Annotated in this window: 9 protein-coding genes and 2 pseudogenes; 2 read left to right on the top strand and 9 right to left on the bottom strand. The window is 71.8% G+C overall.

Features of this window, described 5'->3' with window-relative positions; translation table 11 throughout:
* The first annotated feature begins 1 nt into the window (after window position 1).
* Window positions 2–1630 carry a metallophosphoesterase family protein gene (locus tag ACFQS1_RS38410; protein ID WP_378977595.1) on the top strand — a complete coding sequence of 543 codons (1629 nt, stop codon included), beginning with the start codon at window positions 2–4 and terminating at the stop codon, window positions 1628–1630.
* A gap of 33 nt (window positions 1631–1663) precedes the next feature.
* Here ACFQS1_RS38410 and gatB read toward each other — a convergent pair whose 3' ends face one another.
* Entirely contained in the window at window positions 1664–3160 is a 1497-nt protein-coding gene (gene gatB, locus ACFQS1_RS38405) for an Asp-tRNA(Asn)/Glu-tRNA(Gln) amidotransferase subunit GatB (RefSeq protein ID WP_378977593.1), read from the bottom strand.
* A 124-nt stretch (window positions 3161–3284) separates the two neighbouring features.
* On the opposite strand from gatB, the gene ACFQS1_RS38400 reads away from it, so the two are divergent.
* Window positions 3285–4733: a M1 family metallopeptidase gene (locus ACFQS1_RS38400; RefSeq protein ID WP_378977591.1), complete on the top strand. Its 1449-nt coding sequence runs from the start codon at window positions 3285–3287 to the stop codon at window positions 4731–4733.
* Window positions 4734–4761: 28 nt separating this feature from the next.
* Here ACFQS1_RS38400 and gatA read toward each other — a convergent pair whose 3' ends face one another.
* The 8 genes and pseudogenes from gatA to ACFQS1_RS38360 all read right to left on the bottom strand — a co-directional run.
* Window positions 4762–6225, bottom strand: coding sequence for an Asp-tRNA(Asn)/Glu-tRNA(Gln) amidotransferase subunit GatA (gene gatA, locus ACFQS1_RS38395; RefSeq protein WP_378977589.1), 1464 nt, complete (start codon window positions 6223–6225; stop codon window positions 4762–4764).
* Window position 6226: 1 nt separating this feature from the next.
* Complete coding sequence (gene gatC, locus ACFQS1_RS38390; RefSeq protein ID WP_378977587.1) at window positions 6227–6523, bottom strand: Asp-tRNA(Asn)/Glu-tRNA(Gln) amidotransferase subunit GatC; 297 nt, start codon at window positions 6521–6523, stop codon at window positions 6227–6229.
* Between the two features lie 432 nt (window positions 6524–6955).
* On the bottom strand, window positions 6956–9052 hold the full coding sequence (locus ACFQS1_RS38385) for a putative bifunctional diguanylate cyclase/phosphodiesterase (RefSeq protein ID WP_378977585.1): 2097 nt from the start codon (window positions 9050–9052) through the stop codon (window positions 6956–6958).
* Between the two features lie 192 nt (window positions 9053–9244).
* Window positions 9245–11488: an NAD-dependent DNA ligase LigA gene (gene ligA / locus ACFQS1_RS38380; protein WP_378977583.1), complete on the bottom strand. Its 2244-nt coding sequence runs from the start codon at window positions 11486–11488 to the stop codon at window positions 9245–9247.
* Between the two features lie 365 nt (window positions 11489–11853).
* Window positions 11854–12852, bottom strand: coding sequence for a uroporphyrinogen decarboxylase/cobalamine-independent methonine synthase family protein (locus tag ACFQS1_RS38375; protein ID WP_378977581.1), 999 nt, complete (start codon window positions 12850–12852; stop codon window positions 11854–11856).
* A 190-nt stretch (window positions 12853–13042) separates the two neighbouring features.
* Window positions 13043–14104: pseudogene (gene mnmA, locus ACFQS1_RS38370) on the bottom strand (tRNA 2-thiouridine(34) synthase MnmA); the annotation flags it as partial.
* Window positions 14105–14193: 89 nt separating this feature from the next.
* Entirely contained in the window at window positions 14194–15369 is a 1176-nt protein-coding gene (locus tag ACFQS1_RS38365) for a cysteine desulfurase family protein (RefSeq protein WP_378977579.1), read from the bottom strand.
* Window positions 15370–15448: 79 nt separating this feature from the next.
* Window positions 15449–15620: pseudogene (locus ACFQS1_RS38360) on the bottom strand (electron transfer flavoprotein subunit alpha/FixB family protein); the annotation flags it as partial.

Here is a 15620-nt window from a genome sequence, read left to right as displayed (position 1 = left end):
TATGACCGCGATCTGGCTCCGCTGCCTGTCCGCCATCCGCCGCTACGCGGCGGCGACCGGTCGACTCCTGCGCCGGCCCTGGGCTCGCCGGGCCCGCATCGGCGCCGCGATCGCCCTGATCAGCATCGGCGGCGTGGTGATCGGCACCATGCTGTTCGCCCACGCGGACATCAACGTGGGACCGTTCCGGGCCGAGATGTCGATCAGCCCGTCGATCCAGGGCGGCACCGAGGTCGACATCCCGCCGCTCGGCTCGCTGCATCTGGACAGCCACGACGGCCCGATCCACCTCAAGGTCAACCTGTCGGCCCTCGACCAGGACCGCACCGAAGCGCTGATCGACGATCCGTCGGCGATCAGCTCCGCCGGCGAGAACGCGGTCGAGGACGTCCGGATGGGCGTGATCCGGCTCGGCGTGCGGGCGCTGGGCATCGCCGTCCTGTCCGCGCTGATCCTCTCGGGCCTGATCTTCCGCGACATCCGCCGGGTGGCGGCGGCCGGCGTGACGGCGCTGGTGGTGACCCTCAGTAGCCTGGGCCTGGCCGCCTTCACGCTGCGCCCCGACTCGATCGCCGAGCCGAGATACGAGGGTCTGCTGGTCAACGCGCCCGCCGTGGTCGGTGACGCCCGCCGCATCGCCGACAACTACGGCCGCTACGCCGATCAGCTCCAGCAGATCGTCAGCAACGTGAGCCGCCTCTACACCACGGTCTCGACGCTGCCGGTGTACCAGCCGGAGGGCAACACCACGCGCATCCTGCACGTCTCCGACCTGCACCTCAACCCGTCGTCGTGGGGGCTGATCCGCACCGTGGTGCAAACCTTCGACATCGACGCGGTGGTCGACACGGGCGACATGGTCGACTGGGGCTCGAGCGCCGAGACCGGGTACGTGAGCTCGATCCCGTCGCTCGACGTGCCGTACATCTACGTGCGCGGCAACCACGACTCCGGCGCGATCCAGGCCGCGGTGGCCCGCCAGCGCAACGCGGTGGTGCTCGACAACAGCATCACCACGGTCGACGGGCTCACCATCGCCGGCATCGGCGACCCCGAGTTCACGCCGGACAAGAGCGAGACCCCGGCGGCGCTCAACGCGGACGACCCGGCGATCAGCCCGCTGCTGCAGTCGGGCGAGCGGCTCCGGGAGACCATCCAGCAGAGCGGCAAGCCGGTCGACATCGCGATGGTGCACGACCCGGCGATGGCGCCGCCGCTGTCGGGGGTGGTGCCGCTGGTGCTCGCCGGTCACCTGCACCACCGCGAGGTCAGCCTGCTGGCGCCGCCACCGGCGCCCGCGCCCTCCGCCGAGTCCGCCGGGCCGTCGTCCTCCGCCCCCGCGGCCGGCCCCGCTGGGCCGTCGCCGTCCGCCGTGGCCGTCGCGGCCGCACCGACCCGGCTCATGGTCGAGGGGTCCACGGGCGGCGCCGGGCTGCGCGGGCTGGAGAAGGAGGAGCCGACGCCGTTGAGCCTGTCGGTGCTCTACTTCGACGAGAAAAACCAGCTCAAGGCGTACGACGACATCGAGTTGGGCGGCACCGGCCAGTCGAACGTGGAGATGCAGCGAAACGTCATCGGCGCGCGGAACGACGCGGTGACCACCGTCACGCCCGACGCCTCGCCCAGCTAGAGCCCTCCGCCGGCGAAGGGCCCAGCGCGCCCCTCAGGAGGACAGGCGGGCCAGGATCAGCTCGCGCACGGCCTTGGCGTCCGCCTGGCCGCGGGTGGTCTTCATGACCGCGCCCACCAGCGCGCCCGCCGCCGCGACCTTGCCGTCGCGGACCTTCGCGGCGATGTCGGGGTTGGCCGCGATCGCCTCGTCGACCGCCGCCGTCAGCGCGCCCTCGTCGTTGACCACCTCGAGGCCCCGGGCCGCCATGATCGCCGCCGGGTCGCCCTCGCCGGCCACGACGCCCTCGAGCACGCTGCGGGCCAGCTTGTCGTTGAGCTTGCCGTCGTCGACCAGCTTCTGCAGGGCGGCGACCTGCGCCGGGGTGGCGCCCACCGCGGACAGCTCGATGCCGGTCTCGTTGGCGCGGCGGGCCAACTCGCCCATCCACCACTTGCGAGCACCCGCGGGCGATGCGCCGGCCGCGATCGTCTCCTCGATCAGCTCGACCGCGCCCGCGTTGGCCACCGACTGCATCTCGACGGCGGTGATCCCCCATTCCTCCCGCAGCCGGGCCCGCTTGACGCTCGGCTTTTCCGGCAGGGCCGCCTTGAGCTCGGCCACCCACGCCGGGTCGGGCGCGATCGGCACCAGGTCGGGCTCGGGGAAGTACCGATAGTCGGTCGCTTCCTCCTTGGACCGGCCCGAGCTGGTGTCGCCGCGGTCCTCGTGGAAGTGGCGGGTCTCCTGGATGATGCGGCCGCCCTCGTCGAGCACCCCGGCCTGCCGGATGATCTCGGAACGGACGGCGCGCTCGACCGAGCGAAGCGAGTTCACGTTCTTGGTCTCGGTGCGGGTGCCCCACTCCTCGCCCGGCTTGTTGAGCGAGGTGTTGACGTCGCATCGCAGCGAGCCCTGCTCCATGCGCACGTCGGAGACGCCGAGCGACCGGATGATGTCGCGGAGCTCGGTGACGTAGGCCCGCGCCACCTCGGGGGCGAGCGCGCCGAGGCCCGGCACCGGCTTGGTCACGATCTCGACCAGCGGGATGCCGGCCCGGTTGTAGTCGACCAGCGACTCGGTCGCGCCGTGGATGCGCCCGGTGGCGCCGCCCACGTGCAGCGTCTTGCCGGTGTCCTCCTCGAGGTGCACCCGCTCGATGCCGATCCGGTACGACGTGCCGTCCACCTCGACGTCGACATAGCCGTCGACGCAGAGCGGCTCGTCGTACTGCGACGTCTGGAAGTTCTTTGGCATGTCGGGGTAGAAGTAGTTCTTCCGGGCCATGCGGCACCAGGTGGCGATCTCGCAGTTGAGCGCGAGGCCGATGCGGATCGTCGCCTCGATGCCGGCGCGGTTGGCCACCGGGAGGGCGCCGGGCAGGCCGAGGCAGACCGGGCAGACCTGGGTGTTGGGCTCCGCGCCGAACTCGGTGCGGCAGCCGCAGAACATCTTGGTCCGCGTGCCCAGCTCGACGTGCGTCTCGAGGCCGATGACCGGCTCGTAGCGGGCGACGGCGTCCTCATACGTCGGCAGGGCGATGGTGGTCATGCGGTGAGCTCCCCGACTGGATCCGGTGACTTTCGCCCTCCAGCCTAGTGGCCCGGTCCGACGGAATTCCCGCCGACCTCGGGCTGCCCCCACGAGTGATGATCAATTAGGTAGCGTCCCGGCCATGCACCGCTCCCCGCTCCTGGCCGTCGCCCTCGCCGCGGTCGTCCTGATCGCCGGCTGCGACGACAAGCCCGCGGCCGACAAGCCCGCCGCCGGCGCCTCGGCCGACCCCGCCGCCCCGGCCAAGGACTATTCGGCCTGGGCGAGGGGCGAGTCGACCCCGGTCGCCGACCCGATCTACCCCAAGCACGGCAACGCGAGCCTCGACGTGCTGCACTACGACCTGAAGCTGTCCTGGGCGCTGCCGGCCAAGACGCTCACCGGGCTGGCCACCCTGCAGATCCGCCCGGCCGCCGACGCCGCCTCGATCGAGCTCGACTTCAAGCCGTACACGCTGGACCGGGTGACGGTCGACGACGAGGCCGTGACGGGTGCGAGGGTGAGCGCCGAGCGGCTGGTCGTGCCGGTGGCGGTCACCAAGGACAAGCCGGTCACGCTGGCCGTGGCGTACCACGGCAAGCCCGCCACCACCCCGATGCCGTCGCATCGCAGCGACGCCGAGCCGCTCGGCCTGACCGTGACCAAGGAGGGCGGCCTCTACACGATGCAGGAGCCGTTCGGGGCGTTCACCTGGTATCCGGCCAACGACCAGCCGTCCGACAAGGCGCTCTACGACATCGAGGTGACCGTGCCGGCCGGCTACTCGGCGATCGCGGCGGGCACGCCGGCCGGGGTCAAGGGCACCACGTTCACCTACGCGAGCGACCAGCCGATGGCGACGTACCTGCAGACCCTCGCGGTCGGCCGGTACAAGAAGGCCACCGGCAAGGGCCCGCGCGGCATCCCGCTGACGTACTGGTACCGCGCCGGCACCGACAACAAGATGCTGCCCTCGCTCAAGAAGTCGCCGAAGTTCCTGGCGTTCCTCGAGAAGCGATTCGGGCCGTACCCGTTCGCCAGCGGCGGCATCGTGCTGGTCGACTCGCCCTCGGGCATGGAGACCCAGCAGATGATCACCATGGGCCGCGAGATCAAGAAGTTCGACGCCGCGTACTTCGAGGAGGACCTGCTCCACGAGTACGCGCACCAGTGGTTCGGCGACGCCGTGACCACGTCCACCTGGACCGACCTGTGGCTCAACGAGGGCTGGGCGATGTACGTGCAGTTCCTCTGGGAGCAGGAGCTCTACCACTTCAGTGACAAGGAGCTCGAGGAATACCTGCGCAAGTACGACGCGCTCGACCGCAAGAAGATCGGGCCGCCCGGGCACCCCAAGGCGGCCAACTTCGCCGAGGACAACGTCTACATCTGCCCGGCCGCGATGCTCAAGGAGCTCAACGACGCGCTGGGCGACGCGAAGTTCTTCGCGCTGGCCAAGGCCTGGGTGCAGACGCAGAAGGGCAGCCAGCAGGACAGGGCGTCGTTCATCGCGTTCGTCAACAAGCAGACCGGCAAGGACTTCACCAAGCTGATCAACTCGTGGCTGGACTCGAAGACGACGCCCCGTTGACCGCTGTCTCCTACAGGGCCGGCTTCTTCTACAGGGCCGGCGGCGTGAGGATCCCGACCGCGGACTCGAGCGCCGCCGCCACCCGGTACATCCGGTCGTCGGCCATGGTCGGCGCCATGATCTGGAAGCCGACCGGCAGCCCCTCGGACAGCCCGCACGGGACCGAGATGGCCGGACCGCCGTACAGGTTGGTCGGGATCGTGAACAGGTCGGCCAGATACATCTGGTACGGATCGGACGTGCGCGACCCGAACGGGAACGCCACGAACGGGGTGGTCGGCGAGACCAGCACGTCGACCCGCTCGAACGCCTGCTGGAAGTCGCGCGTGATCAGGGTGCGGACCTTCTGGGCCTGCCCGTAGTAGGCGTCGTAGTAGCCGCTGGACAACGCGTACGTCCCCAGGATGATCCGGCGCTTGACCTCGGGGCCGAAGCCGGCGTCGCGGGTCAGCGACATGACCTCCTCGAGCGACCGGTTGCCGTCGTCGCCGACCCGCAGGCCGTAGCGGACGCCGTCGAAGCGGGCCAGGTTGGAGGAGCACTCGCTCGGCGCGATCAGGTAGTAGGCCGGCAACGCGTACTCGAAGTGCGGGCAGGAGACCTCGACGACCTCGGCGCCCAGCTTGACCAGCGCCTCCAGCGACTCGCGGAAGGCCGCCGACACTCCCGGCTCGGAGCCGTCGCCGGCGAACTCCTTGACCAGGCCGAGCTTGACCCCGCTCAAGTCGCCGCCCGCGCCCCGCCGGGCCGCGCCGACCACGTCGGGAACCGGCTGCGGGATCGAGGTGGAGTCGCGCACGTCGTGCCCGGCGATCACCGAGTGCAGCAGGGCCGCGTCCTCGACGTTGCGCGCGCAGGGGCCCGGGGTGTCCAGCGAGGACGAGAACGCGATCAGCCCGTAGCGGGACGTGCCGCCATAAGTCGGCTTGGCGCCGACGGTGCCGGTGACCGCACCCGGCTGCCGGATCGAGCCGCCGGTGTCGGTGCCGATCGCGAGGGGCGCCTCGTAGGCGGCGATCGCCGCCGCGCTTCCCCCGCCCGAACCACCCGGGATCCGCCCGAGGTCCCACGGGTTGTTGGTCGGGCCGTAGGCCGAATACTCCGTCGACGAGCCCATCGCGAACTCGTCCATGTTGGTCTTGCCGAGCATGACCGTGCCGGCCGCCTGCAGCCGCTCCACGATCGTCGCGTTGTACGGCGGACGCCAGCCCTCGAGGATCTTCGACGCCGCGGTGGTGGGCACGCCCTTGGTGACGATCACGTCCTTGACCGCGACCGGCACGCCCGCGAGCGGCCCGTCGACCTCGCCGTTGTCGACGCGTGCGGCGGCGGCCAGGGCGCCCGCCCGGTCGACATGCAGGAAGGCATGGACGCGGGAATCGACGGCCTCGATCCGGTCGAGATGCGCCTGCGCCACCTCGACGGCCGAGACCTCCTTGCTCTTGATCTTGCTGGCGAGCTCGGCCGCCGACATCCGGATCAGATCGGTCATCTCAGGCCTCCTCGTCCAGGATCCGCGGCACCCGGAAGCGGCCCTCGAACGCGTCGGGCGCGCCGGACAGCGCTTCCTCCTGCGTGAGGCACGGCTGCGGGATGTCGTCGCGGTAGACATTCGTCAGCGGCACGGAGTGCGAGGTGGGCGGAATATCGTCCGCGGCCACCTCGCCGACCCGCGCGACCGACTGCAGGATCACGTCCAGCTGGCCCGCGAACTGATCCAGTTCCTGCTCGGTCACGGCGAGCCGCGACAGGCGCGCGAGATGCGCGACCTCTTCGCGGGAGATGGCCATAGCTCCTACTTTCTCGAACTCCGTCGCTGACGGGTCGAGTCTATTTCGACCCCCCGACAGCTTTTCCGGCGGGACACGAAAGGCCTCAAGATCAAATTCATGATGTCGTGCGTGGGTGGTGGGTACGGACCGTCCCTCCCGGCGGGACCCGGGCGGGCCGAGCAGGGCGCTGACGCGCCCAGAACGCTCGGCCCACCCGGGCGACCTGCGTAAGTGGTCGCGCTCAAGGCTCCCCGCGATTGTCGCCAACCGCAGGCGGGACCAGCCCGGGCGACCACGTTCGCGCAGGTGGGGATTAAGGTCAAGCCCCGTATATCCAACTATATCGATGACTTGTCGCGCCCGTCCCGCAGGGCATGCCGGAGTCGTGGGGCGGGAGGGCGATGACGACTGTTCGGGCGGTCTTGCGGGCCGGCACACCGGCACGCCGGCTCACGTGGACGGCCGGGAAACGGCCAGCGGGCTGGCGGCCGGGCGCAATGGGCGGTAGCGGGCGAGCCAGCGGGCCAGGTCGTCCGGGGGCATGGGACGGGCGTGGAACCAGCCCTGGGCCGCATGACAGCCGGCCGCGGCCAGCAGGCGCCACGTGCGCTCGTCCTCGACGCCCTCGGCCACCGCGCGCAGGCCGAGCGCCTCGGCGAGCCCGATCACCGAGCGGACGATCGCGGCGTCGCCCCGATCGGTGGCCATGCCGAGCACGAACGAGCGGTCGATCTTCACCTCGGCCAGCGGCAGGCGGCGCAGGTGCTGCAGCGACGAGTACCCGGTGCCGAAGTCGTCGAGCGAGATCGCCACGCCCATCCGGTCGAGCCGGGTGATCGTGTTCAGCACCCGGTGCGGGTCGGCCATCAGCGCGCTCTCGGTGATCTCGAGCTGAATGAGGTCGGCCGGCACGGCGTACTCGTCAAGAAGTTGTTCGACACGGTCCGCGATGCCGCCCGCGTGCAGGTCCCGGGCGCTGACGTTTACCGCCGCCCGCAGCGGACGTCCCGCGTCCCGCCAGGCCGCCACCTGGGCCACCACGTCGTGCAGCACCCGCTGGGTGAGCAGCCGCATCACCGGCGTCGGCTCGGCCACCCGGATCAGCTCCTCGGGCCCGACCATGCCCCGCTCCGGATGCTGCCACCGCAGCAGCGCCTCGACCCCGACCACCTCGCCGGTCGCGATGGCGATCTGCGGTTGGTAGAACAGTACGATCCCGTCGCCGGGCGCGTCGTCGCGCAGCGCCCGGCGCAGGTCGGCCAGCAGCGTCAGCCGGTCCGGCGAGTGGTGGGCCGCGTCCGGGCCGTAGACCGCGACCTGGTCACCCCGCTGCTTCGCGTCGTACATCGCGGCCTCCGCCTCGCGCAGCAGCGCCGCGCAGTCGTCCCCGGAGTCGCCCTGCAACGCGATGCCGATCGAGGCGCTGACGTCCACCGGCAACCCGTCGAGCGCGAACGGCCGGTTCAACGCCTCGGCCAGGTGGCAGGCGATCCGCCGGGCCTCCGGCGCCCCGTCCACCCGGTTGGCGAGCACCGCGAACTCGTCCCCGCCCAGCCGTACCACGAGATCGTGCGCCGGCACCACCTCCGCCAGCCGCCGCGCCACCTCCACCAGCAACCGATCCCCCACCCGATGCCCGAGCGCGTCGTTCACGGTCCGGAACCGGTCGAGGTCGAGCAGCAGCAGCGCCCGGTGCCGGCCGCCCTTGTCGCCCACCGAGGCCTGCAGCGCCCGCCGGTTGGGCAGCCCGGTCAACGCGTCCACCCGCTCCGCCCGCTCGGACTCGCCGGCCGACCGCACCATCCGGTGCACCGCGTGCAGCGCCAGCAGCACCAACGGCACGAAGGCCAGCCCCACCTGCGCCGTCGCCAGCACGATCGGCCCGAGCAGCAGAAGCGAGGCCGTGGCCAGCACCTCCACCCCGCGCCGCCGCCCGCGGGGCCGCCGGCGCCGATGCGAGCCCATCCGGGCGACCCCCGCGGCCAGCCCGTAGCGAGCGACAATCCAGGCCGCGGCCGCCGCCACGGTCAGCACCGCGTCATCCCAGTCCGGCTGGGGCCCGATCCGCAGCGAGACGACCGCCGCCACGCCGGCCGCCGCCCCGATCGCCACCGCGTGCTGCACGGCAAGGTGGAACGTGCGCCGCACGGCTTGCCGCATCCGAGCGCCCGCCACCGCCACGGCCGCCACCTGTACGGCGAGCGCCGGCACCACTCCCCAGGCCAGCGCGATCGCGAAGGTAAAACAAATGGACGGCAGGATCACCGAGCTCGCCCGCCGGTCGGCAAGCACATAGGGTCGCGCGTCGACCACCACGGCAAGCGCCGCCATCAGCCAATAGGCTCCCGGCAGCCCCGCGAAGGTCCGCCAGCCCAGCGCCCACAGAACCCCGTCGGCCACCAGGGCGGCGCCCGCCGTGACCACCAGCGCCCGCCGCCGCTGCACGGCCCCGCGCCGCGGCTCGTCTCGGCCCGGGTGGCCCGACGCCGCGCCGTCGCTGCTCGCGTGCGTATTCGCCACGCGTTTGCGAGGGCGTGCGGCGTCCATGCGACCTCCACAATGGCGGGGATCTACCGATCGTTTTCACCATAGATCCGCATTGTCTGTTGGCCGCGAAACAGCTTCGGCGTTATCAAATCGGCATAAGCCCTCAAACGCTCATTATTCGCAAATTACTTCTTTCGGGTGATGGCGCGACCGCCGCGCGACGTGAAACGAGCGCGGCCATCCTCGCGTTCGTCAGCCCTCGGCCGGAGCCTCCGGCGCCATCTCGGCAACCGCGCGCGCCGCCTCCGGGCCGTCGGCGAGCAGGACCGCGAAGCCCGCCTCGTCCAGCACCGGCACCTTCAGCGACAGGGCCTTGTCGTACTTGCTGCCCGGGTTGTCGCCGACCACCACGAACGACGTCTTCTTGGAGACCGAGCCGCTGACCTTGCCGCCGCGCGCGGTGACCGCCTCGGTCGCCTGGTCGCGCGAATGGGTGGAAAGCGTGCCGGTGACCACGACCGTCAGCCCCTCCAGCGGGCGCGGCCCCTCGTCCACCCGTTCGTCGGCCATACGCACGCCGGCCGCACGCCACTTGCGAACGATCTCGCGGTGCCAGTCGACCGCGAACCACTCGCGCAGGCTCTCGGCGATCGTCGGCCCGACGCCCTCCACCGACGACAGCGGGTCGGGCTCGGCCTTGGGTTTGCGCTTGGCGCCCTCGCCCTCCTCGACCGGCTCGGGGGCGGGCGGCGGCGTGGCCACCGCCCGCTCGATCGCCTCCATCGAGCCGAACTCGCGGGCCAGCGCCTGGGCGGCGGTCGGGCCCACGTGCCGGATCGACAGCGCCACCAGCACCCGCCAGAGCGGCTGCTCCTTGGCCTTTTCCAGGTTGTCGAGCAGGCGCACCGCGTTGCTGCCGAGGCTGCCGTCCTGGTTGACGAAGAACGGCGACTCCCGCAGCTGATCGGCGGTGAGCGCGAACAGGTCGCCCTCGTCGCTGATCACGCCCGAGTCGAGCAGGGCCTGACCCGCCTTGTAGCCCAGCACCTCGATGTCGAACGCGCCCCGCCCGGCCAGGTGGAACACTCGCTCGCGCAGCTGCGCGGGGCAGGACCGCGTGTTGGGGCAGCGGATGTCGACGTCGCTCTCCTTGGCCGGCGCCAGCTTGGTGCCGCAGGCCGGGCACTCGGTCGGCATCACGAACGCCCGCGCGTCGTCGGGCCGCAGGTCGATGACCGGGCCGAGCACCTCGGGGATGACGTCGCCGGCCTTGCGCAGCACGATGGTGTCGCCGATGAGCACGCCCTTGCGCTCGACCTCGCGCGCGTTGTGCAGCGTCGCCTGGGCCACCGTGGAGCCCGCCACCTTGACCGGCTCGAGAATCGCATACGGCGTCACGCGGCCGGTGCGCCCCACGTTCACCGCGATGTCGAGCAGCTTGGTGGTGACCTCCTCGGGCGGATATTTGTAGGCGATCGCCCAGCGCGGCGCCCGGCTGGTCGAGCCGAGCCGCCCCTGGATCGACACCGAGTCGACCTTGACCACCACGCCGTCGATCTCGTGCTCGACGTCGTGCCGGTGCTCGCCGTAATACGCGATGTACTCCCGGACGCCGGCCAAGTCGTCCACCAGCTTCCAGCGCTCGCTCGTGGGCAGACCCCAAGCCTTCAGCGCCTCGTACGCATGCGACTGCGACGTCGGCGTGAAGCCGACCCGCGCGCCGATGCCGTGCACCACCATGCGCAGCCCGCGCGAGGCGGTGATGCGCGGGTCTTTCTGCCGGAGGCTGCCGGCCGCGGCGTTGCGCGGGTTGGCGAACGGCGCCTTGCCCTGCTCGACCAGCGACGCGTTGAGGTCGGCGAAGGCCGAGACCGGGAAATAGATCTCGCCGCGCACCTCGAGCAGCTCGGGCGGGTTGTCGTCGGCCAGCCGCTCGGGGATCTGGCGGATCGTGCGCACGTTGGGCGTGACGTCCTCGCCGGTGCGGCCGTCGCCGCGGGTGGCGCCCCGGACCAGCCGCCCCTTCTCATACGTCAGGTTGATGGCCAGGCCGTCCACCTTGAGCTCGCAGATGAACTGCGTCGGCCCGCCGGCGTCGCGGATCGTGCGCTCGGCCCAGCCGACCAGCTCGTTCTCGTCGAACACGTTGTCGAGCGAGAGCATGCGCTCGGCGTGCTCCACCGGCGTGAAGGTGGTGGAGAACGTGCCGCCGACATTCTGCGTCGGCGAGTCGGGCGTGCGGAGCGACGGATACTCCTCCTCGATCGCCTCGAGCTCACGCAGCAGGCGGTCGAAGTCGGCGTCGGCGATGGTCGGCGAGTCGAGCACGTAATACCGATATTGATGGCCGCGGATCTCGTCGCTCAGCTCGGCGTGCCGCGCGCTCACCTCGGACGTCGGGTCCTTGCCCGCGGCCGCCTCCTGCGCGGCGGTCGGCCGGCCCTCGGCGATCCCCTCGGCCACCTCGACCTCGACCGGCGACTCCCCGTCACGCATCGCATCCGCCTTCCGTCTCGATTGAGCTAAGAGGCACGGTAGCCCGGACCCCCGACATTTTCGCCCCGCCACCAGCGCGAAGACCCGCATCGAATCGGTCGGAAGGCCGACGCGAGTTGATCGTGATCGCCGGCTACCGGGGTTGCCCGGGCCACCCTGTTTCGGGTGGACCACGTCCCGCATGCCGGCGGACTGTCCCGAGCACCGAACCTGCGCACCACATAGTGGGAGCAGGGCCGCGTCGCCGCCCGAAATATCCGGTTATTTCGGCAACCCGTCGCGGCGACCAGCGCAGGATGATGAATTGGCGCTCGCGCCGAACGGCCAATCATCAAGATCTGTGCGGGCGGCCGGCCGCGCGGGCGTCAGGCCTCGGCGAGGCGCTGGCCGGCCTCGCGACACGCGGCGAGCACGGCTCGGGCGTAGGGCTCGGTCGCGCCGGCGAGGCCGCAGGCGGGCGTGACGATGACCTGCTCGGGCAGGCGCGCGGCGGGGAAGCCCAGCCTCGTCCAGAGCTTGGTCACGCGCTCGGCCACCTGCTTGCCGGTCAGCGCCCGGCCGTCGGAGGGCGGGCGGGTAGGTGCGGCGCCGGCGAAGAGGCCGAGTCCGGCCTCGATCGCCTCGCCCAGCGGGTCGAGATCTTTCAGCAGCGAGAGGTCGAGAGCGACGGCCGCGGCCCGCGAGTCGCGAAAAACCTGCAAGGGTACGGCCGGAGCACAGCAATGCGCGACCACGGGCACCCCGACGGTCTCGACAACCGTGCGCAGCGCGGTGGCGGCGTCGGGCGCGTCGATGACCCGGTAGGCGCCCAGGCCGCTCTCGGTGGGCACCTCGCCGGCCAGCACGGCCGGGAGCGAGGGCTCGTCCAACTGGAGGATGATGCTCGCCCGCGGCAGCCGCTTGCGCACGTCGTCGACATGCCGGCGCAGCCCCTCGGCGAGCGAGTCGGTGAGGTCGCGCACGGCGCCGGGGTCGCGCAACACCCGCCCGCCGATCTGCAGGTCGAGCGAGGCGGCCAGGCTCCAGGGGCCGGCCGCCTGCACCTTGAACGTGCCGGCGAACCCGTCGCCCTGCTCGGTCATCTGATCGAGGTCGCGCTCCAGCAGGTCGGCGGTGCGGCGCAGGTCTTTGCCCGGTCGCGGCGCCATCTGCCAGCGACCGGCGTAAAGCTGCACGGGCAGCTCGACCAGAAATCCCGCGCTGCGGCCGATGACGTCGGCACCCGGGCCGCGGGCCGGCAGCTCGGGCAGGTGCGGCAGGTCGGGCAGCTCGCCGAAGACCACGCGCTGCGCCTCGGCCACATCGGTGCCGGGCAGCGACCCGATGCCGGTAGCCGCGCCGGCCGGCCACGGAAACTCAACCACGGGCCACCCCACCGACCGGCTCCGGCTCCGCCACCGCGGAGCCGACGGCCGGCGTAACAGCGACGCCGGCGGGCGCCGCTGCAGAGCCGGAAACCTCAGAGCCCAACGCCGCCCCAGACCCAGACGCCGCAGACCCAGACGCCGCAGACCCAGACCCGGACGCCGCGGAAGCCGCATCCGAAGACACGCCGGCCGTGATGGTCGCCGAGCCGAGCACGATGTCGCCGCCGTCGTCGCGGCGGTACGCGACGATCGCCTGGCCGGCGGCGACGCCGCGGGCGGGCTCGCGCAGGCGGGCGGTCAGCGTGTCGCCCTCGACCCTGACCTCGGCGGGCACCACCTCGCCGTGCGCGCGCAGCTGCACGTCGCACTCGACGGGAGTGGGGGCGCCGTGCCAGATCACCTTGCGGGCGGTCACCACGTCGACCGCCAGCGCCTCGCGCGGGCCGACGGTCACGGTGTTGGTCTTCGGGGTGATGGACAGCACGTAGCGCGGGCGCCCGTCGGGAGCCGGCACGCGCAGGTCGAGGCCCTTGCGCTGGCCGATCGTGTAGGCGTAGGCGCCGTTGTGGATGCCGATGGACTCGCCCGTACGCGAATCGACGATGTCGCCCGGGGCGCTGCCCAGCTTGCGCTCGAGGAAGCCGCGGGTGTCGCCGTCGGCGATGAAGCAGATGTCGTGGGAGTCGGGCTTGTCGGCGACGGCCAGGCCCCGCTCGGCGGCCTCGGCCCGCACCTGGGCCTTGGTCGAGTCGCCCAGCGGGAAGACGGCCCGGTCGAGCTGGGCGCGGGTCAGCACGGCCAGCACGTACGACTGGTCCTTGCCCTCGTCGACGCTGCGGCGCAGGAGTCCGTCGTCGCCCAGGCGGGCGTGGTGACCGGTGACCACCGCGTCGAAGCCGAGGGCGACGGCGCGGTCGAGCACGGCCGCGAACTTGATCTTCTCGTTGCAGCGCAGGCAGGGGTTGGGCGTGCGGCCGGCCGCATACTCCGCCACGAAGTCGTCGACGACATTCTCGTGGAACTGGTCGGCCATGTCCCACACGTAGAAGGGGATGCCGATCACGTCGGCGGCGCGCCGGGCGTCGCGGGAGTCTTCCAGCGTGCAGCAGCCTCTCGCACCCGTCCGATAGGTCTGGGGGTTGCGCGCCAGCGCCAAATGCACCCCGGTGACGTCGTGGCCGGCGTCATGGGCGCGCGCGGCGGCAACGGCGGAATCGACCCCGCCTGACATGGCCGCTAGAACTCGCATGCCGGCAAGCCTATCCGCCACCCAAGACCACGACGATCCCGATTGCCCGCAGCACAGACCCGACGCCAGCCAGCTCAGCTCAGCCCAGCTCAGCGGGTCTTCCAGGCGGTCGCCCGGCGGGCCCGCTCGACTGCGGCGGGGAGCGCCGCCAGCAGGGCGTCCACGTCCTCGGCCGTACTGGTGTGGCCGAGCGTGAAGCGCAGCGACGAGCGGGCCCGGTCGTCGTCGGCGCCCATCGCGAGCAGGACGTGGCTGGGCTGGGCCACGCCGGCCGAGCAGGCGGAACCGGTGGAGCAGGCGATCCCCTGCGCGTCCAGGAGCAGCAGCAGGGCGTCGCCCTCGCAACCCGGGAAGCTGAAGTGCGCGTTGCCGGGGAGGCGCTCGTCGCCGGTCGCGCCGTTGTACACGGCGTCGGGGACGATCTCGCGGACCCGGGCGACCAGGTCGTCGCGGAGGGCGCCGACGCGGGCCGCGTGATCCTGCTGGGCCTTGACGGACATCTCGACGGCGACCGCCAAGGCCGCCACGCCCGGGGTGTCGAGGGTGCCCGAGCGGACGTCCCGCTCCTGGCCGCCACCGTGGAGCAACGGCGTGCACGGGACGTCGCGGCCGAGCAGCAGCGCGCCCACGCCGACCGGGCCGCCGACCTTGTGGCCGGTGACGGTCATCGCGGCGGCGCCGCTGGCGGCGAAGTCGACGGGGATGGCGCCCACGGCCTGGACGGCGTCGGTGTGGAACGGGATGCCGGCCTCGGCGGACAGCCGGGCCAGCTCCTGGACCGGCTGGATGGTGCCGACCTCGTTGTTGGCCCACTGGACGCTCACCACCGCGATCTCGTCGCGGTAGCGCGCGAGCAGATCCGCCAAGCCGGCCGGGTCGACCCAGCCGCGCGCGTCCACCGGCAGCAGGTCGACCGTGGCGCCCTCGTGGGTGGCCAGCCAGTCGACCGCGTCCAGGACAGCGTGGTGCTCGACCGCGGAGGCGATCACCCGGGTGCGGTTGAGCGAGAGCGTGCGCCGCGCCCAGAAGATGCCCTTCGTGGCGAGGTTGTCGCTTTCGGTGCCGCCGCTGGTGAAGATGACTTCCGAGGGGCGGGCGTTCAGGGCGGCGGCGATGCGCTCGCGGGATTCCTCGACGATGCGGCGGGCGCAGCGGCCGGCGGCGTGCAGCGAGGAAGGGTTGCCGACATCGCGGGCGGCGGAGATGTAGGCGTCCAGCGCTTCCGCAAGCATCGGCGTGGTCGCCGCGTGATCCAGGTAGGCCATCAGTGGACAAGCTTATGCCTATGCGCTCGGGTGGTCTCCCGGCGAGGAGACCACCCGAGTCGGCGGGCGCCGGAGACGGCTACTTGCGCTTGCGGATCTCGTCGGCGGCCTGGGGTACGACCTTGAACAGGTCACCCACGACGCCGTAGTCGGCGAGCTCGAAGATCGGGGCTTCGGGGTCCTTGTTGACCGCGACGATGGTCTTGGAGGTCTGCATGCCGGCCCGGTGCTGGATCGCGCCGGAGATGCCC

The sequence above is a fragment of the Paractinoplanes rhizophilus genome (assembly GCF_042664765.1).
GTDB classification, from domain to species: Bacteria; Actinomycetota; Actinomycetes; order Mycobacteriales; family Micromonosporaceae; genus Actinoplanes; species Actinoplanes rhizophilus.
Note: the sequence above shows the minus strand (reverse complement) of the source record. Positions and strands in the feature narration are given on the sequence as shown.

What these genes read in the sequence shown, in the direction of transcription:
- ACFQS1_RS38410 (WP_378977595.1), top strand. Translation starts at nt 2, where the DNA reads ATGACCGCGATCTGGCTCCGCTGCCTGTCCGCCATCCGCCGCTACGCG.
- gatB (WP_378977593.1), bottom strand. Translation starts at nt 3,160, where the DNA reads ATGACCACCATCGCCCTGCCGACGTATGAGGACGCCGTCGCCCGCTAC.
- ACFQS1_RS38400 (WP_378977591.1), top strand. Translation starts at nt 3,285, where the DNA reads ATGCACCGCTCCCCGCTCCTGGCCGTCGCCCTCGCCGCGGTCGTCCTG.
- gatA (WP_378977589.1), bottom strand. Translation starts at nt 6,225, where the DNA reads ATGACCGATCTGATCCGGATGTCGGCGGCCGAGCTCGCCAGCAAGATC.
- gatC (WP_378977587.1), bottom strand. Translation starts at nt 6,523, where the DNA reads ATGGCCATCTCCCGCGAAGAGGTCGCGCATCTCGCGCGCCTGTCGCGG.
- ACFQS1_RS38385 (WP_378977585.1), bottom strand. Translation starts at nt 9,052, where the DNA reads ATGGACGCCGCACGCCCTCGCAAACGCGTGGCGAATACGCACGCGAGC.
- ligA (WP_378977583.1), bottom strand. Translation starts at nt 11,488, where the DNA reads ATGCGTGACGGGGAGTCGCCGGTCGAGGTCGAGGTGGCCGAGGGGATC.
- ACFQS1_RS38365 (WP_378977579.1), bottom strand. Translation starts at nt 15,369, where the DNA reads ATGGCCTACCTGGATCACGCGGCGACCACGCCGATGCTTGCGGAAGCG.